This is a genomic window from Wolbachia endosymbiont (group A) of Colletes cunicularius, assembly GCF_964264715.1.
Classification (GTDB): Bacteria; Pseudomonadota; Alphaproteobacteria; order Rickettsiales; family Anaplasmataceae; genus Wolbachia.
In genome coordinates this window covers 319,540-342,938 of record NZ_OZ183471.1, presented here as the reverse complement: position 1 = coordinate 342,938, position 23,399 = coordinate 319,540, and the positions used below count along the sequence as shown (strand labels likewise).

The window sequence follows — 23,399 nt, the reverse complement described above, 5'->3', positions numbered from 1 at the left end:
ACGCTATTTACTCATGTACAATTCGCAACATTTTTTTGTCAGCTCTCTAACTCTACCAATATGCGCTGTACGTTCATTGACACCAAGCACACCTCTTGCATCAAGCAGATTAAGTAGGTGACTAGTTTTAATACATTGGTCATAAGCTGCCATTGGTAGCTCCTTTTCAATAAGGAACTTACATAATTTTTCCGTATCTTCAAATTGCTGCTGTACCACTTTAGTATCATAATAATCTAACGCTAGATAAGAAAATTCATATTCTCTTTGTTTAAAAATATCTCCGTAAGTTACATCGTTATCGTTCCAAGTTATATCGTAAACATTATCTACACCTTGTATGCACATTGCTAAACGTTCCAACCCATATGCCACCTCACCAGGAATCATCTTGCAGTCAATCCCTCCAACTTGCTGTATATAAGTAAGCTGTGTTACTTCCATTCCATTGCATGCAACTTCCCATCCAAGTCCTGATGCACCAACACTTGGGTTTTCCCAATCATCTTCAACAAACTTAATATCATATTTTTCTGTAGATATGCCAAGAGCTTTTAAGCTATCTAAATAGACGTTTTGTAAATTATTACCAGATGGCTTTATTATAACTTGATATTGGTGATGTTGATACAAGCGATTAGGATTATCACTATAGCGTCCATCTGCTGGCCTAATTACTGGTTGTAGATATGCAATTTTTGTCGTTTTTGTATCAATTGCAGACATAATTGTTGCAGGATGTAATGTACCAGCACCAACTTCAGATGTGTATGGGTGAAGTATAACGCACCCTTCACCAGCCCAAAAATCTTGCAACTCTTTTATTATACTTTGTAAATTCACACAAATTGCACACTTTTTATACTGAATATATAAATAAATAAGTACTATTCAATATTTATTTTTTTTGCAGCACTATGTAAATAATCACCTAAAACTGCTGAACTTTCCCTCACATACTGAATTATGCTTTTATTTAGGACAATTGCATCATGCATAGTTAAATCGCAGAATATAAATGCTGTTAAATACAGTAAAATCACCGCATAAAATGTGTGAAAAATCCCCTCAAATGTAATTGACATTGCATTATTATAGCTGAGTTGTATTGAACTTATTGGCCATGGTTTTATCACTTCTACGACATTAAAAAATACGTAAGGTATCATAAGAAAAAAGAAAAAATGCATAAAATCATTAAACCAAAATGGGCATTGAAATATCTGCTTACATATACTCCCATAGAGTTTACTTACAGTATAATAAATTGACATTATTGCTGGCATTGAAAGTGCTACAGTCAATACTTGCCCTGACGCTATTTGTATTACTATGTTTTCACCACTGTTTGCTGAAGGGTCCTGAGCATGAAAAATAAATATTCCAATTAATTGTATTACTAACATAACTATTGCCAATTTTGTAAAAACAGCAGCTACAACTATTCCTGAATTTGGCATTTTATATAGTAAATATTCGTCTCCATATGTAAAAATCAATATAACATCGACAATAAATAATATTAAAAAAGAAGACCAATAGCTCTGCCAACCTGGTAAATATCCTATTCCCAAAAAAGAGCTTACTGTTTTGGCAGGAAAAACCTTACCTAGCATCTTTCCCAAAAATTCAAAAAAAATCCCCATGCTCTAAGTAACACTTGGTTTATATTATTTATAATACTGTATTGTAACGGACTTATCAATAACTTAAAACATGTATTGGAAAATTTTAGGTAATATGCAGCAACAGTAGAAGAACATGCGCCAAAAATTTAGTAATTTTATAGGGCTTGTGCACTTAAATTTTTTGCAATGTCAAGTGCAGCGTAAGTGAATATTGCACTTGCACCCGCACGTTTGAAACCAATCAAAGATTCATAAATCACCTTGTCATAATCTAGCCAGCCATTATTTGCAGCAGCTTTTATCGTTGCGTACTCACCGCTTACTTGGTAAGCAAAAATCGGAAAATTAAACTTATCACTTGCTGTTTTGATAATATCCAAATATGGCATACCTGGTTTAATCATAATAAAATCTGCACCTTCATTTATATCCATTTCAATTTCGCACATTGCTTCATGCGCATTTTTATAATCCATTTGATAACCACTTTTGTCTATAGAATGTGATAGCCCACATGAACCAACGACTTGCCTGAATGGAGCATAGAAGCTAGAGCAATATTTCACCGCATAAGATAATATTAATACGTCTTGAAAGTTATTATCATCTAATGATTTTCTGATTCTTCCTATTCTACCATCCATCATATCAGAAGGAGCAACTATATCACATCCTGCCTTCGCTAAAGCAAGTGCTTGCTTACACAGTACTGATATAGTTTCATCGTTTTCTACATCCATCTGATTATCTTTTAAAATGCCGTCATGGCCATGAATAGTGTATGGATCCAGTGCAACGTCTGCAATAATACCAATTTCAGGTACCTTTAATTTTACAGCACGGATTGCTTTGCAGATTAAGTTGTCAGAATTATATGCTCCCTCAGCGTTTTCAGATTTTAGTTTACTATCAACTACAGGAAAAATTGCAACAGCATTAATTCCTAAATCTTTAGCTTCCTTAACTATAGACACTAATCCATCTATTGAATAACACTTTACGCCTGGTAAGCCAGAAATTGGTTCAGTTGTTTCTTCTATGTCGTGAACAAACAGAGGAAGAACCAGATCATTTACTGATAAACTATTTTCACTTGTTAAATTGCGAACCCATTTGCTCGAGCGCCTGCGCCTTAATCTTGTATTTGGAAAATTAAACATTGGACCCAGGTAAATTCCCAGTAAAGAGCAACACTCCTGAAATGAGTACCACCCAAAGCACCGATATTGGCAGAAACACTTTCCAACCAAGGCGCATTAGCTGATCATATCGATAACGAGGTATTGTTGCTCTAATCCAAATAAATACGAACAAAAGTATAACTATCTTCAAAACGAACCAAATCAAACCTGGAATTTTGTAAAGTAAACTGAACTCCAGCGGCGGATACCATCCTCCTAGAAAGAATATCGCCATCATAGCACTTGCTAGAATCATATTTGCATATTCTCCAAGAAAAAAGAGGGCAAAAGGCATGGATGAATATTCAACGTTATATCCAGAGACAAGCTCTGCTTCAGCTTCTGGTAAATCAAATGGGTGACGATTAGTTTCTGCAAGTAAAGAAATAAAAAATATTATTCCTATAGGCATTAGTAGCAAATCAACCCAAAATGGCATATTGTGTTTCGCTACCACCATCTCTCCAAGGTTCAACGTACCAGTTGTAACAACAACTGTAGCAACTATTAAGCCTATTGAAACTTCATATGAAATCATCTGAGCAGCCGACCGTATAGCGCCAAGAAATGCATAATTAGAATTGCTTGACCAGCCTGCAATAATTACGCCGTATACTCCCAGTGACGATATAGCTAGCACATAAAGCACTCCAACATTAATATTTGCTATAACCTTAGGAATCACTACTTGCTGGCCATTTTCTACAATTACTTCAGCACCAAACGGTATAACTGCCCAGGCAATTAATGCCAAGATAAAGGTAAGCATTGGAGCCATAATGAACAGTATGGTGCTCGCTCTAAATGGTATTATCGGCTCTTTAATCAGTAGCTTAATAGCATCTGCAAATGGCTGCAATAGCCCAAAAGGTCCAACTACACTTGGGCCGTGTCTCAGTTGAATTGCACCAATAACCTTACGCTCAAAGTATACCAAGTACGCAACTGAAAGTAGTAGCGGTACTAAAATAAATAAAATATTAACTAGCGTGTTCATAAAAAGCTTTAGTACAATCTGCCATTATTTTCGAAGCGCGACTTATTGAATCCGTCATATAAAAATTACACTCCTTTAAAGTGAAAGGTGTATTACTTAAGCTTATCCCATCATTGCTAATTGGCACCCATGTGTTTTTTACCACTTGATCGGCATTTCTAAACTGTGGACCGATAGTATCTAATTTTTTTCTCACATCAAATAAACTATCATACGGTAAAGAAAGGTCTAAATATTGTGAAAGATTTTTAATAATTAACCAATCCTCCTTTGCTTCACCTGGAGGAAATACAGCTAAATTTGTTCTTTGCACTCGACCTTCAGTATTTACATAAGTTGCATATTTTTCTGTATATGCAGCACCAGGCAAGATAACATCTGCCACATGTGCACCCTTATCACCGTGATGACCTTGATAAATTACAAATGTATTTTCTAATTTTGATGTATCAATTTCATCTGCACCAAGAAGATAAATGACTTCTATCTCGCCACCTTCTGTATGCTCCAGTATTTGATTAGTGTCTTTTCCACCTTTTTCAGGAACAAACCCAACGTCCAGACCACCAACTCTTGCTGCAGCTTTATGCAGCATATTAAAGCCATTCCAGTCGTCTCTGACCATGTTAAATTTTTCTGCAATTTTGCCAGCTAGAATTAGAATTGATTCAGAATCATCCCTTATTAATGCATCTTGACCAATGATCAGCATAGGGTTTTGGGCGGCTACCAGCAGCTCACAGAACTTATGATTTCCATTTGCTATTCTACTCAAAACATCAGGATTATCGCCCAATTTCTCAACATGATACAAATATTCAATGTTAGGACCAACACTTGCAATAGGAAAGTTGCCCTGTAAATATCTCTTTCTCAATCTTACATTAATGATCGGTGCTTCTATCCTTGGATTTGTATTTATAAGCAGACACAAATCTGCATTCTCTATACCCTGGTTAGTGGTATTGAACACATAAGATCCGCGATTACTTGGTATAAGCTTTGCACCATCTTGCCTGCAGTCTATATTCCCCGAGCCGAGCTTCTGCATCACTTCTTTGAGTAGAAGCATAGACTCACAATCTGCTAAATCACCTGCAATTGCAGCTATTTTATTTGATTTTGTATTCTTTAATTTCTTTGCAGCAATAGTTAATGCTTCATTCCAATCAACTGGGACTAATTTACCATCTTTTTTTACATAAGGTCGATCAAGACGCTGAACTTTTAGTCCATCATAGGCAAAGCGGGTTTTATCTGATATCCATTCTTCATTTACCTCTTCGCTCAGTCTTGGTAATATTCGCATAACTTCCAGGCCACGATAATCAACTCTAATGCTACTTCCCACAGCATCTAGCACATCTATAGTCTCACAATGTGATAGCTCCCATGGACGCGCTGTAAAGGAGTAAGGCTTTGAAGTTAAAGCCCCTACCGGGCAGAGATCTATGATATTTCCAGATAATTCAGAACTAATACGCCTTTTTATGTAAGTGCTAATCTCTACATTTTCTCCCCTTCCGATTCCTCCAAGTTCATTTGTACCTGCAACATCAGACAAAAATCTAACACACCGAGTGCAATGAATGCATCGATTCATCGCAGTCTCAATCAGTGGTCCGAAGTGTTTTTTTGGCACAGCCCTCTTATGCTCATCAAATCTGCTGGTTCCTTTCCCATAAGCCATCGTGATATCTTGCAAATCGCATTCACCACCTTGATCGCAAATTGGGCAATCAAGCGGGTGGTTAATTAGCAAAAACTCAAGCACACCTTCACGTGCTTTTTTAACCTTAGGGGTATCAGTGTGAATAACCATCCCTTCTGCAACTGGCATTGCACAAGAGGCTACTGGTTTTGGAGGCCCACCCTCAACTTCAACCAAACACATTCTGCAGTTACCAGCAATTGCTAAACGCTCATGATAACAAAAACGTGGAATTTCAACGCCCACGACTTCACAAGCTTGAATTATAGTGAGCCCATGCTCTACTTCACATTCCTTAGAATTAATAGTAACCTTAACCACAACTATTATACAGCTTCCCACTTTATAGGATTGCCGCTTACCTCATCTTCAACCAGATTGCCGTTGTCATATTGAGCAGACATATAATTCATGCGCGAGTCACGATCTATATATCTAACAGGTTTTACCGGTTTATCTTTATACATTTTTTGCTCGGCCTTCTTACGCTGAGTAGGGTTATTTTTACTAGCTGTCTTTGCTTTCCCACCTGCTGCCATATAAACTCCTAAAAACTTTTCATTCTATTTTAACACTTAAGTATATAGCGTCAATATTTAATAACTTTAAAATTTCAATAGATCTCTTATTATAATCATTGTTTAAATAAAAAGTTACTCCTTGATATCATTCCAGTGCTTGACCAGAAAAAAAGAAATATGCATCAGCTACTTTCATGACACTACTTGCTGCGCCTCGAAAATAAACGTTCATGTAGCTGTGAGTCAAGCCATAAATCCAGTATAAAGACCTTTAATCATTGGCTTCGTAGTACTTTTCAACCAACTTATTAAGTAACCTTACACCAAAACCTACTGCTCCTTTTGGACAAATGTCAGTACCTTTTTCGTGCCAAGCAGTGCCTGCGATATCTAAATGTGCCCAGCAAGTTTCATTCACAAAACGCTGTAAAAACTGTGCAGCCATTATGCTATCTCCACCAGAGCCTGCAGGAGCGATGTTTTGAACATCAGCAATCGATGAATCAATAATTTTGTCATAAGTTTCATTCATAGGAAAACGCCATAACTTCTCACTTACTTCATTTCCTGCATCAATCAGACGGTTTGCTAATTCATCATTATTTGAAAAAAGACCAGCATATTCGTTATTTCCAAGTGCAACCACTATAGCACCAGTTAAAGTTGCAAGATCAATCATAAATTTTGGTGAGAATCTGTCTTGCGTATACCATAAAGCATCTGCAAGTATGAGCCTTCCTTCTGCATCGGTGTTCAACACTTCTATCGTCTGTCCAGACATTGAAGTTACTACATCACTCGGCCTTTGAGCATTACCACCCACTGCATTCTCTGCAAGTGCAACCACGCCGATTGCATTTACTTTTGCTTTTCGTCCTGCTAAAGCATGCATCACCCCAACTACAGCAGCAGAGCCTGCCATGTCATATTTCATCGACTCCATACCACGTGAAGGTTTGAGTGATACTCCACCAGTGTCAAACGTTATACCTTTACCAACAAAAGCTATTGGCTTTTGTTCTTTAGAAGCCCCATTCCATTTTATCACTACTAATTTTGGTTCTTTACTACTTCCTTGTGCGACTCCAAGCAAGGCTCCCATTTTTTTCTCTTCCATCTGCTTTTTATCAAGCACTTCGATTTCAAGGCCAAGCTTAGTAAGCTCTTTTTTTATATGATCAGCATAGGATTCTGGATATAGAATGTTAGGAGGCTCTGTTATAAAAGAGCGCGCAAGGAATATACTCTCACCTTCTTGCCTTGAGTGCTCAAATGATCTTTCAGCATTACTTAATTGCTCATCTTTTACTAATACGGTAATTTCCTCTACCTCTGTAATTTTCTCATCCTTTTTAGTTTTATACTTATCAAACTTAAAACTACGCAGAAACGCACCATATGCAACATTTGCTGCACTACCTTCGATTAAAACCGCTGCTTTCTTAATTTTTAATCTGCTTAGCTCACAATATATTTTACCGCCAATATTTAATTCCTTATTTTCATTCCATTCATCCTTCTTACCAAGTCCAACAACTATGACATTTTTTTCTTCTGGTAAAATGGTAGAAGAAAATTCACCAAAGCTTCCATTAAAATCGCTAAATTGCTTTATATTATCTATGATCTGTTTCCCTTGCAAAACTCCGCCATCATTTACGGTTTCGTTGTCCTCAAATAAACCCATTACTATTGTTTTAAAATCGGGCGAAATTTTAGAAATTGTTATTTTCATTGCTGGCATCTCCGTTGCAAATAATTGTAAACTGTACATAAAACATCAGTAAGATATTTTTCATATACATCCTAAGTACAATAACACTCAAGTTTACTATGGACTCCCTTACATGCAAGGGTTTTTATCTTTTATTAGAGAACTTATTATATCCGCTTAAGGTAATGTTAAACGTATAGGTTTTTATGACCTGATCACTGTAAGTAAATGGTGTTATGAGAAGGCTTGCAAGCCCGTTACTAACAAAATCTTCAAGAACAGGATCAGCACAATTATCGCAATTATGGTCAGCAAAAAACATTTGCGTTGTGAATTCTGGAAAATCTGGATGTTGAACTAGAAAGTTAATATGTGGAGCTCTATCACCAATTTTACCAGGTGCTATCGTAATAAAATTATAATAGCCAAGATTATTCACTACAAACCTTCCTGATCCAGCAAAATTCGGATCGAGTTGATTATCCTCTATATTCTTATCGTAATGGTTCACGCCGCGTGAATTCGCGTGCCATATAGAAACTACAGCATTTTGTATTGGTAAACAGTTTATATCAGTAATTCTACCCACTATGTGTATTAATTCTCCTGTTGCACTATTTGGAGAACCAGGTTTCCTTCTTAAATTGTTTGAAGAGCTAAAATTTTTTGGCCTTGCATCAAGGTCATATATTTCTGGAGTTTCAATGCAGTTGAGCAAAACAGGATCAGCTGCAAATAGCGGCAAACTGAATACCGTTTGTACTAAAAGCGCTAATAAGATATTTTTCACATTCATTTCATTTATAATAGACTTCTTGCATAACCATATAACAAACTTTTATTGGAAATAGAAACGAAAAACTTGCTTGACAAACTCCGCCAGCCCCCTTATCATAAAGATGAAGCTATTTATTTATCTTCTCTGTACAGATTAACAGATTAAATGACAAAAAAACTCAACGTATTTGGCGCCTCATGTTTAATTTTTTGCACTATGTGCACCTTATGTCTTTATCAATTCTAGGTTTTTACCTATACAAGCTGAAATACGCTTATAAAGCATTTTAAACATTAAAAAACGCCAACTTAAAAAAATGGATAGTGAATAATTAGCTACCCTAGGGTTTCTTTTGCCTTTTTTTCTGTTTAGTAAATTTCTTAAACATTTATGACTAAAGGTTAGTTGCATTAAAAAGCAGCTAAATCGCGGTTATTAAGCGTTTAGAATAAAAAAACGCCATACTTGAAAGTATAATGTAAGTAATTAGCCAACCACGGGGCTTCTTTTACCTTTTTTTTATTTGGTAAATTTCTTAATGTTTATAGCTAAACGACAATCGTCATCCCGCTACATGTTAGTGGGATCTATGCTAAGAACCTGTCTTGAAAAGAAAAAAAGGGTATGATGAGGTAAGTTAAAAATAGGAGGTAAGAATTGTATCCAAGCGATATAAGTGATAAGGAATGGGAAATTTTGGAGCCAAATGTTGCACAAGGAGCAATAGGGAGGCCAAGGAAGCACAACATCAGAGCAATTATTAATGCAATAAGGTATATAATGAGAGGTGGCTGCCAATGGCGAATGCTGCCAAAAGACTTTCCGCCGTGGAAGACTGTGTATGATCATTATTTTAGATGGCGTAATAACGGAAAATTGCAGGAAATACATGACACTTTGGTGAAAAAGGGAAGAGAAATGGTTGGTAAAAATGATACACCATCGGTTGGGATAATAGACAGCCAGTCAGTAAAAACGACTCAAAAAGGGGATCCAGAGGTTACGATGCTGGCAAGAAAATAAAAGGCCGTAAACGCCATATTATTGTAGATACATTAGGCCTAATCAATGTAGCTGACGTTCATAGTGCAAGCATTCAAGATCGTGACGGCGCTCTGAATCTTTTTTCTCAAGCTAAACAGAAAACTCCAACATTACAGAAGTTTTTTGCTGATCAAGGATATACAGGTGAGCTTCAAAATCGCTGTTTTCTGAAGACAGGATGTCTACTCACAATTGCCAAAAAAGCTAGTGATTCTGTAGGGTTTCAGGTCATTCCTAAACGATGGATTGTTGAACGCTTGGCTTTCGAATTTTAGGCGCATGAGTAAGGACTATGAACACTCGCCACTTACTTCAAAAACTAATATCTTCTTTGATATGATTACTATTATGCTTGCTAAATTACCCGTTTAAATCTTTTCAAGACATGCTCTTAGAGCCTGTCTTCAAACTAAGTAGAAAGGAGTTAAGAAGTGTGTTATAAGATATATTTTAAATGTACCCAAGCGATATAAGTGACAAAGAATGGAAGATAATAGAGCTATATTTTGAACCTAAAAAGACCGGCAGACCAAGAAAACATAGTATTAGAACAATTATTAACGCAATCCGCTATATGATGAGAACAGGATGTCAATGGAGACAACTGCCTAAAGATTTTCCACCATGGAAAACAGTGTATAGTTGTAATTAGCGATTGAAAAAAAGTGGAATATGGCAAGAGATTCATGATTTTCTAGTTAAAAAAGTAAGAGAGATAATTGGTAAGAATGAAACTCCATCAGTGGGAATAATAGATAGCCAATCAGTAAAAACTACTCAAAAAGGGGATCCAGAGGATATGATGCTGGCAAGAAAGTAAAGGGTAGAAAGCGCCACATCGTTGTAGATACTGTAGGTCTTGTAATTGCTGCTGAAGTACAAAGTGCAAGCATTCAGGATCGTGATGGTGCACTAAATCTTTTTGTTCAAGCCAAATGCAAAGCTCCAACATTACATAAGTTTTTTGCTGATCAAGGATACACAGGTAAATTGCAAAACCTCTGCTTATTGGAAACTGGATGTTTATTGACGATTACCAAGAAAATAGTTGATACAGGATTTCAGGTTATTCCCAAACGTTGGATTGTTGAGAGAACCTTTGCTTGGCTCTCCAATTTTAGACGTATGAGTAAGGATTATGAGCATTCTCCTCTCACTTCAAAAAACAACATCTTCTTTAATATGATCACTATTATGCTTCACAAATTAGCTCATTCTTGAGTTTGAAGACAGGCTCTCAGAGTGGATAGGTGGCAGATTGAAAATTTTTGTGAGGCCCTTTCTGCTTTTTGCAGTATAGGAAAAAGACCTCGTAAAGGAGATTAATCGCCCCTGCCACCGAAAACCATCGTGCGGCCTATAAAATTTAGTGACCGCGTATAGGAGAATGGACCAACCGGTACTCTGATATGTTAGAGTATTCAATAAGAGGAAAATTTTACGCGTTATATAGGTGTTGATTTACATACTAATAGTTTTACTGTTTGTTATTTAGAACAGGAAAAACCAGAGTATATTAAAAAACTTCGCTTACAGGATTTAGATAATTTTATTAAAGATCTTCGAGAAACAGATGAAGTAGCTTTTGAGGCAACAGGTAATAGCTGTTTCTTCTATGATGAAGTGTCACCTTACGTTAAGCGCGTTGTAATAGTTGCTCCCTTGCAGTTTGAAGGTATTCGTCGTTCTGTAAACAAAACAGATAAGCATGATGCAAGAGCTATTGCTTTTTTTCTTAGTAAAGATATGTTGCCTGAAGCAAAACTTAAAAGCAGAAAATGCCAACAATTAGCTTCTCTTCTAAAAACAAGAGATCAGTTAGTAAAGTCAAGGGTATCTTTAATCAATAAAACGCATGGCCTTTTTAATTACCACGGAATAAAGATTAAAAAGGAAGTACTGACAACCAAAGCGGGACTTGAACGCTCTCTTGGTAAACATGATTGGAGTTACTTGGAAAAGGTTGAGATTGAAGTGATTAGCAGTAATCTGGAAGTCATTCGAGAAAGTCTCAAAAAACTTGAAAAGGAAATTATAGCTTTTGCTAAACAGCTTCCTGGATTTAATAATCTCATCAGCATTAAAGGCATTGGTGCAATTTCTGCAGCTGTCTTCGTTGCAACAATTGGTGATATTAATGATTTTAGTAATCCCGAAAAACTGACAGCTTATTTTGGAGTTGTACCGCGAGTTTCTCAATCTAATCAACAATGCACAATAGGAAGAATCACCAAACGTGGATCAAAAATAGGACGTACTTCTTTGGTGCAGTGTACTTGGATTGCTATACGTTATAGTCCTTACCTGAAAAGTTTTTACGAACATGTGAAGAAGAAGCGTGGTTCTGCTAAGGCTATTATTGCAGCTGCCAGGAAGTTTCTCACAACTATTTTCTATACTCTTAAAAACAACTGGGTTTTTAAAGATTTTACAAAATATGAAATTTCTTATTGACAACAATCATAGGAGGAGAAAAATTAGGGCCCGCAAATTAATCCAAACACATAAGTGTAGTGTTACCACCGAATGCTGTAGTGTTAACACTTACAACTTTTTCTGTAGAAAAACGCTGTAAATAATGAGGACCACCAGCTTTTGGCCCAGTGCCAGATAGTCCTCTACCACCAAATGGTTGTATCCCAACTGCTGCACCTATCTGGTTACGGTTGATGTAGACATTTCCAACTGATATTTTTTTGCTTATTAAATCGATCTGATTTTGTATACGGCTCTGCAAAGAAAATGTAAGCCCATATCCTGTATTGTTTATATCACTTATAACTTCATTTAATTGTGACTTGTTAAAACGTATGATATGCAAAATAGGACCAAATACTTCTTGCTTTAATTGCGAAATTTTTTGTATCTCATAAATATATGGAGGAAAGAAATAACCATTATGAGAATTTGTATCCATGGGTACTTTAAATAACAGATTTGAATCTTCGTCCTCTGACATTTTTTGCGTATGTTGAGTTAGCATATCGATAGATGCTTTGTCAATTATTGGACCAATATCAGTACTAAGTTGTATTGGGTCACCAATCTTGAGTTCTTGCGCTGCACCACATATCATTTTTATCTGCTTCTCTGCTATGTCCTCTTGAATAAACAGCACTCTAAGTGCAGAACAGCGTTGGCCGGCATTGCGAAACGCAGAAAGTACAACATCTGTAGTCACTTGCTCTAAGAGAGCGGAGCTATCAACAATCATAGCATTGAGCCCTCCTGTTTCAGCAATAAGCGGTACAATAGGACCATCCCTATCCGCAAGCATTTTATTAATTATTTGAGCAGTTTGTGTTGAGCCAGTAAAAGCTACTCCAGCAATTCTATTGTCTGGAACTAATATTTTGCCTAAATATCCACCATCCCCAGGAATGAGGTGTAACACATTTTTTGGTATTCCAGCTTCATGTAGTATCTTAACAGCTTCGTAGGCAATAATCGGCGTTTGCTCTGCCGGTTTTGCCAGCACCGCATTACCTGCTGCAAGTGCAGCTGAAACCTGCCCAATGAAGATAGCAAGTGGAAAATTCCATGGTGATATACACAGGAAAACTCCTCTGCCTTCAAAAAAGATGAAGTTATCTTCACCCGTTGGACCTGGCAATTTTTTCCAGTCGCTCAGTTCATTTTTTGCTATCGTTGCGTAGTAACGTAAGAAATCCACTGCCTCTCTTACTTCCGCTATTGCATCAGATAAAATTTTTCCTGCTTCTACGATCAGAATGTAAATCAACTCTTTCATCCTTTCTTCAAGCAAATCTGCAGCTTTTTCAAGGCATTTAGCGCGCTTTTCTGCTGAAACATTCTGCCATTCAGTAAAAGCATTATGTGCTATTTCAAGAGCGTTTAAAACTTGAGCACTTGTTGTATTTGACACTTCTCCAATTACATTTTCTAAATGTGCAGGATTCACCACTTCAGTAAATTTGGCATCATCAAAAAGTGACTGTCCGTCAATTATCGGCCCAACTTGCCATTTTTTTTCACTAAAGCTCTTTATATCATCTGCAAATTGTGAGACTATCACCGAGTCACTAATATCCATTCCCAAAGAATTTTTTCTTTCTGGTCCCAAAATATCTTGTGGTAACGGAATGCCTGGATGAGGTTCATAATTAAAATTTATAGCTTTTTCCAGTGGATCTGAAATTAACTCATCAATTTTAACGTTAGAATCATTTATTTGATTAACAAATGAACTATTAGCTCCATTTTCAAGAAGGCATCTTATAAGATAAGGCAACAAGTCACTATGTTCCCCAACGGGTACGTAGACACGACAGCTAACATTTGTTGCAAGCTCTGACATTGCATAATCATATAAGTCTTTTGCCATTCCATGTAAGCGTTGAAATTCAAATCCAGGGTGGTTTTTATCAGCAAGTTCCATGATAGAAGCAAAAGTATAGGCGTTATGAGTTCCAAAGCATGGGTAAAAGCTGTTTGGTTTACTCAAAAGTTTCTGTGCGCACGCGAGGTAAGATACGTCAGTATAGCTTTTTCTTGTAAATACTGAGTAATCATTTAATCCCAATTCTTGCGTACGCTTGATTTCTGAATCCCAATATGCACCTTTTACAAGTCTGACCATAATTTTATGATTTGATCGAATAGCAACATCCTCTACAAAGTCAAGAACAGACAAAGCACGTTTTTGATATGCTTGTACAGCCAAGCCAAGCCCTTCCCACTCAGAAAGTGATTCATCAAGCCGTAATTGTTCAAACAAGATTAAGGACATTTCAAGCCTTTCTGTTTCTTCTGCATCTATGCATAATGAAATGTTGTATTTTTTTGCTTCATGACAAAGCTCTAGCAGTTTAGCTCTCAACTCTTCAGCTATACTATCGAATTGACCAAATTCATAACGTGGATGTAACGCAGACAATTTGATTGAAATTCCATGCGATTTAAAACAATCATTTATTTCAGTGGATTCACCTATAGCTTTTATTGAGTGCATGTATGAATTAAAATACTCTTCTGAATCTTCAGCTGTGTGAGCAGCTTCGCCAAGCATATTAAAAGAGTATAAAAACTTACTATTGTCATCTAGTTTTGCATACCTTAAAGCTTCTTCTATGGTTTCTCCAACAACAAAATGATTACCAAGCATAGACATTGCTTGTTTTACTGCTTTGCGAATGATCGGTTCTCCTAAATTCTTAAGTAACTTAGAAATTGCGTAATAGAACTTCGAATCACCTTCATTATCTCTCAATATACTGCTACCTATCATCAAGCTCCATGTGGAAGCATTGACAAACAACGAAGAAGAGTGCCCTAAATATTTATTCCATTCCTGATTGGCAATTTTATCTTTGATTATTTCGTCTATTGTATAATCATCTGGTATTCTAAGTAGCGATTCAGCAAGGCACATCAATGCTATTCCTTCATCATTGGAAAGCGAGTATTGCTGCATAAAGGAATCTACAATACTTAATTTATTGTGTTTGATTTTTTCAATAACTTGTTTTGCAATATTATAAATTCTACTTTTTGAATCAGCTGAAAGCTCTGCTTTTTCTACAAGATAACGTATATAACTCTTTTCATCAGTACGATAAAATCCTTGTAAACGTTTTCTCAATTCGTTAGGTTCTTGTATAGAGGTAATCATAATTATCTATAAAACACCTTTACTATATGTAAGGTAAAATTATATCATAACTTCGCGTAGAATAAATTATTATTTATAAAAGAGCCAGGGCTGGCTAAAAGAAGTCTAGTACTTACTTAACTTTACTAAGTCAAGAGAAGTATGTAGCTCAATACTCCACCATCCATCAAGTATTTAACCTCAGTTGCAGTTTGTACACAGCATTTGAGTTGAATTGATTGTTCAGAACTATCCTTTCTTTTGATGATACATTCTAAATTTCCACTTGGCACTATTTCACCTTTTATGCTTATTATCTCACTACCATCAAATATCTTTCTGGTTATTCCATTTTGGAATATAAGTGGAAGAACACCCATGCCGACCAAGTTGGACCTATGTATACGCTCAAAGCTTTCTGCAATTACAACTTTAATCCCCAACAATAAAGTACCTTTTGCTGCCCAATCCCTACTTGAACCTGTGCCATACTCCTTTCCTGCCACAATGATGAGAGGAACATTACTTTCTTTGTAGCGCATTGCTGCATCAAAAATCGACATAGTTTCTTGAGAAGGAATATATTTTGTATAGCTGCCTTCGATGCTTACCATTTCATTTTTTATTCTAATGTTAGCAAAAGTTCCACGCATCATTACATTGTGGTTACCACGACGAGACCCATACGAATTAAAGTCCTGTGGCTCAATTCCAAGATTTTTTAAATATATACCCGCAGGACTACTTGAGGCAATATTTCCAGCAGGGGAAATGTGATCAGTGGTTACGCTATCGCCAAACATTGCCAATATTTGTGCACCCTTTATATCGATTGTTTTATCTTTATTATTTTTAGGTGATAAATTATCAAAATAGGGCGGATCTTGTATGTAAGTGCTGTTTGCATCCCAATTATAGATTTCACTTTTTTCACACTTTATCTTTCGCCAATGTTCATCACCAGAAAAAACATCCTTATACTTTTGTATAAACATCTCACGTGTTACCACATTTTTAACACAATCTTCGATTTCATTGTTTGTTGGCCATATATCTTTGAGATAGACATCATTTCCATTCTTATCTTTGCATATTGAATCTTTTGTCAAATCAGTTTGCACAGTACCAGCAAGTGCATATGCAACAACAAGTGGCGGAGATGCCAAGTAATTAGCTTTGACTAACGGATGAATTCTTCCTTCAAAGTTACGATTACCAGATAAAACTGCAGCAACAGTTAAATTTTTGTTTTTAATGCCATCTTCTATATCTTTATTAAGTGGACCAGAATTCCCAATGCAAGTTGTGCAACCATATCCAACTAGATTAAAACCCAAAGCATTTAGATCTACCTGCAATCCAGACTTTTCTAAATATTCTGTTACAACTTGTGACCCTGGAGCAAGAGAAGTTTTAACCCAAGGCTTTGATTTTAATCCAAGTTTAATTGCATTACGAGCTACAAGACCTGCAGCAATCATTACACTTGGATTTGAGGTGTTAGTGCAGCTTGTTATTGCTGCAATAACTACACTTCCATCTTGAAGATTATCACTTTCCTTTGATTCGTTAACTGAAAATGATTTAGAAAAAGACTCTGCCACTTGTGAAAGAAAAACCTTATCTTGTGGTCTTTTGGGACCAGCCATTACTGGCTTCACGCTTGATAAATCAAGCTCTAGTGTGTCAAAAAATGCTAACTCATTATTGCCACGCCACAATCCTTGCTCTTTCGCATAAGCCTCAACTAGCTTTTCTGGCCTTCCGGTTAAGCTTAAATAATCTAGCGTTTTCTGATCAATTGGAAAAAATCCACAAGTTGCGCCATACTCTGGGGCCATGTTTGCTATAGTTGCCCTATCTGCCAAAGATAAATAATCTAAACCATCACCATAAAATTCTACAAACTTACCAACAACACCCTTTGTTCTTAGGATATTGGTAACCGTCAGCACTAAATCAGTCGCAGTTACTCCTTCCGGCAGTCTGCCAATTAATTTAAATCCAACTACTTCTGGAATCACCATACTAATTGGTTGACCAAGCATCACAGACTCAGCTTCTATGCCTCCAACACCCCAACCAAGGACTGATAACCCGTTAACCATCGTAGTATGGCTATCCGTACCAACCAAAGTATCAGGATACAAAACCCCATCCTTATTACATACAACTTGCGCTAAATACTCAAGATTCACTTGGTGGCAAATTCCAGTACCTGGCGGTACTACTCTAAAATTTGTGAAGGATAATTCTCCCCACTTTAAGAATTGATATCTCTCCAAATTTCTTTTTACTTCTAGCTCAACATTCTTACTGAATGCAGAAACACTTCCATAACTATCTACTTGAACAGAATGGTCGATCACAAGATCAACGGGCACAGACGGATTTATGCTGCTTGGATCGCCTCCATTTTTCTTGACATAACTCCGCATAGAAGCTAAATCGACGACAGCAGGAACCCCTGTAAAATCTTGCATCAACACCCTTGCTGGCTTGTAGCTAATTTCATGATTAGCGTGTTTATTAACGCAACTTGCTAGTATTTTTATATCATCCAGCTTTATGTTTACTCCATCTTCATTGCGCAATAAATTTTCAAGTAGAACCTTAAGTGAGCAGGGCAATTTAGTTACATCTATTCCTAAAAATTCACTAGCACTACTTAGGCTAAAATAGTTGTATGACTTCCCGTCAATGTTTAAAGTCGTTTTTGCGTTTAAAGAATTATTCATCAGGTTACATCATATTAGTTAAAATTGGAATTACTACCGTTACTTCTTTGTTGTTGACTTTGCTGCTCGTACATAGTTTCAAAATCTATAGGATCTAGCATTAGTGGGGGAAATCCACCACTGCTTGTAACTCTTGCAATTATTTCTCTTGCAAAAGGGAAAAGAAAAGTAGGTCCGCCAATAAACAAAGCTTGTCTTACCTCTTCCTCACTCAACTCTTTAAAATTTTCTATTGAAAAAATGCCACAATATTTTGTCTCACAAATGAAAGCTACGCCATCTTTTATACCTTCATCTTTTATCGTTGCTCTGACTTCTATATGTAAAGTAATTTCATGGAAAGATTTTTCTTCATTTACTCCTTCTTTGTTTTCCATTCCTTCTAATTTCGCTGAATTGATATTAACCATTACATTAATATCGGGAGCTTTATTTGAAGAAAGGAATGGCGAATTTGGATTCTCAAACGATAGATCTTTAACATATTGACCGTGAATTCTCATTTTTTGTTGTGGCATTTCTTACGTCTCCTTTAATTAAGTTGAGATATTTAATACTTTCTTATATAATATATTCATTTACAAACGAATAGCAAACCTGATTATAAGTTGATATGAAAAACATATTTTCATTAATAATTAATAATGTTCGGATACTTTATAGCCAAGGAGTTGAGTTACTATGATAGAGCTTGTAATATATGCTTTATTAGCGGCGTTCATTTTTTCACGTTTGTATAATTCTTTAGGAAGGTCAGCCAATCTCAACCTAAAAAAGCTAACTAATGTATTGGATGTAAGTCGAAGTAAAGAAGATGTAGTAGAAAACATTGAGAGTTATATTGATAGCAATGATGAAAATTCAATAAAAGTTACTTATGAACAAATATTAAAAAAAAACAAAGATTTTTCTATTTCCCACTTTATAGAAGGTTCAAGCATAGCTTTTGAATTAATAATAAAGTATTTCAATCAAGGAAATTTGTCTCAGTTAAAACCACTTCTCGATAAAGACTTATATGATAATTTTGCAGAGAAGATTAAACATCGTAAAGAGGTGCACGAGTCTATAATTGTTTCTATCGTTTCACAAAAGATTTTAGAAATAAAGCTAGTAAAAAACACAGTGTTTATTGCAGTATATTTCCTTTCAGAGCAAATTAACTTCGTTAAGAACAATGAAGGAGATATCATATCAGGTAGCACATCCACCATTAATAAAGTTGAGGATGTATGGCAATTCAAAAAAAATGTTAATTCATCAGACCCAAGCTGGTTGCTTGTTTCTATTAACTATAAAAAGACAAATAACGATAAGACAAATGACAAGTAAGATTAGTTTTATTTAGAGTTAACCATGGAAAGCAAGCTACGCGAAATAGCACTTGACACTGAAACGACAGGTCTTGACACTGGATCTGGTCATCGAATTATTGAAATAGGGTGTGTGGAATTAATTAATCGTATTCCAACAGGTAAAGTATTCCATCGGTACCTTAACCCAGAAAGAGATATACCTTATCACTCGTTTAAGATTCACGGTATTAGTGAAGAATTTTTAGAAGATAAACCATTATTCTCAGATGTTGCACTTGAATTTCTTGACTTTATATCTAATGATATTTTGGTAATTCACAACGCTGAATTCGATGTTAAGTTCCTTAACATGGAGTTAAGCAAGCTGAATGCTGGGTTAATTTCCTCAGATAGAGTGCTAGATACATTACCTCTTGCGAGGAAAAAATTCGTAGGATCACCTGCTTCTTTGAATGCATTATGTAAGCGTTTTGATATATCGCTAGAGAATAGAGAATTGCACGGAGCACTAGTTGATGCTCAATTGCTTGCAAAGGTATATGTTGAACTTACAGGAGGGTTACAAACCTTTCTGTTTGATAATGAATGCAATCAGGACAGTAACTCTACATTCGTTCAGCATAAAGTGCGTAATCTAACTCCCAGAGAACATTCACCAAATAGTGAAGAAATTGATGAACATAAGAAACTGTTAGACAAAATTAACAATACACTTTGGAATAAATATATTGAATAGGTTAACCAATAAAGATACAATTTGATTTTACTGAGAGCATTCTAATGGTAAGGTTTATAAGATTGTTATCTAATGTGCTAGCAGCATTAGCAGTTGTTTTTTTAGGTTATTGTTATTTCACTAAAAAAGGCATATTTGCCCCAGCAGAGATTCACAACGCGGAAGTTAAGATAGGCGGAGATTTTTCTTTAATTAATCAGGACGGACAGATTCTGCGCAGTAGTGATTTTAAAGATAAATACATGATGATTTTCTTTGGATTTTCCTCATGTAAAAGAATTTGTCCTATGAACCTTGGGATAATTTCAGAAACACTTGCAAAGTTAGATGAGAAAACTAACAACAAGCTACAAACATTCTTCATCACAGTTGATCCTGAGCGCGATAGCACGGAAAGACTTAAAGAATTTCAGCAACAATTTGACCATAGAATACAAATGTTAACTGGTGAAAGAGAAAAAATAGACGAAGTAGTTGCGAAATATAAAGTATATGCAAGCAAAGTAGACGGAGAAGAAGAAATCAACCATTCTTCGATAATATATCTTATTGGCCCTGGAGGAAAATATGTTACACACTTTGCAGCTGATTTAAATTCAGACGAAAGTCAATCTGATAAGATTTTGGCTGAGGTAAGAAAATACGTAAACTAAATTATAGATTTTTCTGTTAATTAGTCGAGCATGCAACTGCATGAGCATTATAATTTAATCTCCACCGGGAAGACGCATTGGAATGACACTATTTGCTGTCTTCAAAAATAAGCATTCGTAAAGTTGTGCTTTTAACATGGGTTATCAGTTTAAAAATGTTGCTAACTAGTATATCTGAATGTAACATCAATTAACGTGTATAAATGAAGCAATCTAATGGAAAATAGTTATAATGCCGATGCAATAAAAATCTTAAGGGGTCTTGATGCTGTAAGGAAACGTCCAGGTATGTACATTGGTGACACTGACGATGGATCTGGCTTGCACCACATGGTATATGAGGTTGTTGACAACGCAATAGATGAATCTTTAGCTGGATATTGTGATAAAATTGAAGTTAGCATAAATAAAGATGGTTCAGTATCTGTAACTGATAATGGTCGTGGCATTCCAACTGACCTTCATGAAGAAGAAGGAATATCAGCAGCAGAGGTAATAATGACTCAACTCCATGCTGGTGGTAAATTTGACAGTAATACCTATAAAGTTTCTGGGGGATTACATGGTGTTGGAATCTCAGTTGTGAATGCATTATCAAGCTGGTTGGAATTAACTATTTGGCGCAATAAGAAAGAACACTTTATGCGCTTTGAAGATGGTGAGTCTATTGAACCTTTAAAGGTAGTCAACGAAAATACAAACAAAAGAGGAACTAAAGTCACGTTCATGCCATCAACAGAGACTTTTAATGGCATTAATTTCAGTTACTCAACGCTTGAAAGTCGTATAAGAGAATTAGCATTTTTAAATTCAAATATCAACATTACTTTACGTGATCTGCGCAATGAACCATATACAGAATCTCATTTCAATCAGAGCAATCAATCTAAAGACAATTTTGGTACAGCGAATTTTGTGCGGTACTTAGATAAGAATAAGACACATGTAACTAAAATTGCCAGTATGAAAGGAGATGCAGAAGATCTTGGCATCAGCTTGGAAATATCGATGGAATGGAATGATTCCTACTATGAACATATGTTATGCTTCACGAATAATATAAGGCAACGAGATGGTGGTACGCATTTGGCAGGATTTAGATCCGCTTTAACCAGATGTATCAATAACTATGCAACTAATGAAGGGTTTTTAAAGAAAGCAAAAGTAAATTTAACTGGAGAGGATGTTAGAGAAGGTTTAACTTGTGTTTTATCTCTCAAGATGCCTGATCCTAAGTTTTCTTCACAAACAAAAGATAAACTAGTTAGTTCTGAAGCGCGTACAGTTGTGGAGAGCATAGTTTCTGATAAATTGAGCACAATCCTTGAAACTGATCCCAAATTGGCAGCAAGTATAGTAGAAAGAGCAATCAGATCAGCAAAAGGAAGAGAAGCCGCAAGAAAAGCACGAGAGTTAGTTAAAAGCAAAAACAATATTGATATTGCAACTCTGCCAGGAAAGCTTGCTGATTGCCAGGAAAAAGCCCCTGAGTTATCGGAATTATTTATAGTAGAGGGTAATTCAGCAGGTGGTACTGCAAAGCAGGGGCGTAATCGTAAAACACAAGCAGTGCTTGCCTTAAGAGGAAAAATTCTAAACGTAGAACGTGTAAGTTTAGATCGTATTTTTTCATCTGCAGAAATAGGCTCTTTAATTACTGCAATTGGTGCTGGAATAGGGAGTGAACACTTCGATATTGAAAAAGCTAGATATCATAAAATTATCATCATGACAGATGCAGATGTTGATGGTTCACATATAAGAACTTTGATTCTAACTTTCTTTTTTAGACACATGCGTGAAGTTATTGAAAAAGGCTACTTATACATAGCACAGCCACCCCTCTATAAAGTTACAAAGAATGCTAAAGACACTTATATTAAAGATGACGAAACTTTTGAAGAGTATATAATAAACTCAGCAGTTAAAAGATTAACACTAAGTGGTACAGCTACAGAATTTAATGACTTGCGCCTTATTTTGAATAAATGCGTTAGCATTTCTAATATTAGCAAAAATTATGATAGAGAAATACCACAAAATCTCTTGGAGTCATTGCTAATTTTAAGCAAAAAGAATGCTCTATTATCGGCTGATGAGATATTAAAGTATTTAAAATTAATGTACAGTGAATATACTTGGGAAGTAGAAATAAAAGATGAAGAAAAAGAAATTCACATCTCTAAATTATTTCAAGGATTGGCAGACAAATATATATTTGCACTTAGTATGCTTGAAGGTAAAGATATGCAAAACATATTAAGTTTGCTTGATGGTATAAGTAATTTATTTAATGGTGATTCATTTTTAAAGTCACAAGAAACTGAAATAAAAATCACTTCTCCAAGTGCACTTGCAAAAATAATAATGGACTATGGTAAAAAGGGTTTAACTCTGCAGAGATTTAAAGGTCTTGGTGAAATGAATGCTGATCAGCTATGGAATACTACGTTAAATCCTGAGGCTAGAACTTTATTGAAGGTTGAAATAAAAGATTGTGAAGAAGCTGATTCCATATTTTCAATATTAATGGGTGATATAGTTGAACCACGCCGTGATTTTATTAATAGCAATGCACTCAACGTGCATGATGTTGATATTTGAACTTTTAGCAAAATGTACGAACGTTACGGGTTTAAGCAAAAACTGTGTCATTCAAGTAGCTGATACTGGAACCTTATCGTCATGCCACCGCAAACCGTCATACCGCCGCAGCGCTAACACGTAGCGGGATGACGATTGTCAAGGTGTCATCCGAGTAGCTTGACTAC

19 protein-coding genes and 1 pseudogene are annotated in these 23,399 nt (G+C 35.8%); 9 read left to right on the top strand and 11 right to left on the bottom strand.

Features of this window, described 5'->3' with window-relative positions; genetic code table 11:
• Positions 1-3 precede the first annotated feature (3 nt).
• From ACFELZ_RS01910 to ACFELZ_RS01875, 8 genes are all read right to left on the bottom strand, one after another.
• Positions 4-843: a glycine--tRNA ligase subunit alpha gene (locus ACFELZ_RS01910; protein ID WP_375316388.1), complete on the bottom strand. Its 840-nt coding sequence runs from the start codon at positions 841-843 to the stop codon at positions 4-6.
• A gap of 44 nt (positions 844-887) precedes the next feature.
• Positions 888-1,646 carry a phosphatidylglycerophosphatase gene (locus ACFELZ_RS01905; protein WP_375316387.1) on the bottom strand — a complete coding sequence of 253 codons (759 nt, stop codon included), beginning with the start codon at positions 1,644-1,646 and terminating at the stop codon, positions 888-890.
• A 137-nt stretch (positions 1,647-1,783) separates the two neighbouring features.
• Complete coding sequence (gene hemB, locus ACFELZ_RS01900; protein WP_375316386.1) at positions 1,784-2,788, bottom strand: porphobilinogen synthase; 1,005 nt, start codon at positions 2,786-2,788, stop codon at positions 1,784-1,786.
• Complete coding sequence (gene nuoH / locus ACFELZ_RS01895) at positions 2,781-3,806, bottom strand: NADH-quinone oxidoreductase subunit NuoH (protein WP_375316385.1); 1,026 nt, start codon at positions 3,804-3,806, stop codon at positions 2,781-2,783. The genes hemB and nuoH overlap by 8 nt, the downstream gene beginning before the upstream one ends.
• On the bottom strand, positions 3,790-5,838 hold the full coding sequence (gene nuoG / locus ACFELZ_RS01890) for an NADH-quinone oxidoreductase subunit NuoG (RefSeq protein WP_375316384.1): 2,049 nt from the start codon (positions 5,836-5,838) through the stop codon (positions 3,790-3,792). Before nuoG ends, nuoH begins: the two co-directional genes overlap by 17 nt.
• 5 nt (positions 5,839-5,843) lie before the next feature.
• On the bottom strand, positions 5,844-6,056 hold the full coding sequence (locus ACFELZ_RS01885; protein WP_006279675.1) for a hypothetical protein: 213 nt from the start codon (positions 6,054-6,056) through the stop codon (positions 5,844-5,846).
• Between the two features lie 253 nt (positions 6,057-6,309).
• Positions 6,310-7,773 carry a leucyl aminopeptidase gene (locus tag ACFELZ_RS01880; protein WP_375316624.1) on the bottom strand — a complete coding sequence of 488 codons (1,464 nt, stop codon included), beginning with the start codon at positions 7,771-7,773 and terminating at the stop codon, positions 6,310-6,312.
• A gap of 124 nt (positions 7,774-7,897) precedes the next feature.
• Positions 7,898-8,548: a protocatechuate 3,4-dioxygenase gene (locus ACFELZ_RS01875; protein WP_375316383.1), complete on the bottom strand. Its 651-nt coding sequence runs from the start codon at positions 8,546-8,548 to the stop codon at positions 7,898-7,900.
• Positions 8,549-9,187: 639 nt separating this feature from the next.
• On the opposite strand from ACFELZ_RS01875, the pseudogene ACFELZ_RS01870 reads away from it, so the two are divergent.
• From ACFELZ_RS01870 to ACFELZ_RS01850, 5 genes and pseudogenes are all read left to right on the top strand, one after another.
• Positions 9,188-9,946 (top strand): annotated as a pseudogene (locus tag ACFELZ_RS01870) (IS5 family transposase).
• Between the two features lie 82 nt (positions 9,947-10,028).
• Positions 10,029-10,226 carry a transposase gene (locus ACFELZ_RS01865; RefSeq protein ID WP_375315805.1) on the top strand — a complete coding sequence of 66 codons (198 nt, stop codon included), beginning with the start codon at positions 10,029-10,031 and terminating at the stop codon, positions 10,224-10,226.
• A gap of 3 nt (positions 10,227-10,229) precedes the next feature.
• Positions 10,230-10,394 (top strand): hypothetical protein, encoded by a 165-nt coding sequence (locus ACFELZ_RS01860; protein WP_375315781.1) that lies wholly within the window; start codon positions 10,230-10,232, stop codon positions 10,392-10,394.
• Positions 10,337-10,795, top strand: a complete 459-nt coding sequence (locus ACFELZ_RS01855) for a transposase (RefSeq protein ID WP_375316623.1) — start codon at positions 10,337-10,339, stop codon at positions 10,793-10,795. Before ACFELZ_RS01860 ends, ACFELZ_RS01855 begins: the two co-directional genes overlap by 58 nt.
• Before the next feature lie 228 nt (positions 10,796-11,023).
• Positions 11,024-12,028 carry an IS110 family transposase gene (locus ACFELZ_RS01850; protein WP_375316622.1) on the top strand — a complete coding sequence of 335 codons (1,005 nt, stop codon included), beginning with the start codon at positions 11,024-11,026 and terminating at the stop codon, positions 12,026-12,028.
• A gap of 37 nt (positions 12,029-12,065) precedes the next feature.
• Here the strand turns inward: ACFELZ_RS01850 and putA are convergent, their stop codons facing one another.
• From putA to secB, 3 genes are all read right to left on the bottom strand, one after another.
• Positions 12,066-15,206, bottom strand: coding sequence for a bifunctional proline dehydrogenase/L-glutamate gamma-semialdehyde dehydrogenase PutA (gene putA, locus ACFELZ_RS01845; RefSeq protein WP_375316382.1), 3,141 nt, complete (start codon positions 15,204-15,206; stop codon positions 12,066-12,068).
• Positions 15,207-15,331: 125 nt separating this feature from the next.
• Positions 15,332-17,923, bottom strand: a complete 2,592-nt coding sequence (gene acnA, locus ACFELZ_RS01840) for an aconitate hydratase AcnA (protein WP_375316381.1) — start codon at positions 17,921-17,923, stop codon at positions 15,332-15,334.
• A gap of 14 nt (positions 17,924-17,937) precedes the next feature.
• A complete protein-coding gene (secB, locus tag ACFELZ_RS01835; RefSeq protein ID WP_253309505.1) occupies positions 17,938-18,441 on the bottom strand; it encodes a protein-export chaperone SecB in 504 nt (167 codons plus the stop codon).
• Between the two features lie 163 nt (positions 18,442-18,604).
• On the opposite strand from secB, the gene ACFELZ_RS01830 reads away from it, so the two are divergent.
• The 4 genes from ACFELZ_RS01830 to gyrB all read left to right on the top strand — a co-directional run bounded on the left by ACFELZ_RS01830 (position 18,605) and on the right by gyrB (position 23,232).
• Entirely contained in the window at positions 18,605-19,255 is a 651-nt protein-coding gene (locus ACFELZ_RS01830; RefSeq protein WP_375316380.1) for a Tim44/TimA family putative adaptor protein, read from the top strand.
• A gap of 24 nt (positions 19,256-19,279) precedes the next feature.
• On the top strand, positions 19,280-19,975 hold the full coding sequence (gene dnaQ / locus ACFELZ_RS01825) for a DNA polymerase III subunit epsilon (protein WP_375316379.1): 696 nt from the start codon (positions 19,280-19,282) through the stop codon (positions 19,973-19,975).
• Between the two features lie 44 nt (positions 19,976-20,019).
• The gene (locus ACFELZ_RS01820) at positions 20,020-20,628 is read left to right on the top strand and encodes an SCO family protein (RefSeq protein WP_375316378.1); all 609 of its coding nucleotides are present in this window, start codon (positions 20,020-20,022) and stop codon (positions 20,626-20,628) included.
• Positions 20,629-20,844: 216 nt separating this feature from the next.
• The gene (gyrB, locus tag ACFELZ_RS01815) at positions 20,845-23,232 is read left to right on the top strand and encodes a DNA topoisomerase (ATP-hydrolyzing) subunit B (RefSeq protein ID WP_375316377.1); all 2,388 of its coding nucleotides are present in this window, start codon (positions 20,845-20,847) and stop codon (positions 23,230-23,232) included.
• The last annotated feature ends 167 nt before the right edge of the window (positions 23,233-23,399 follow it).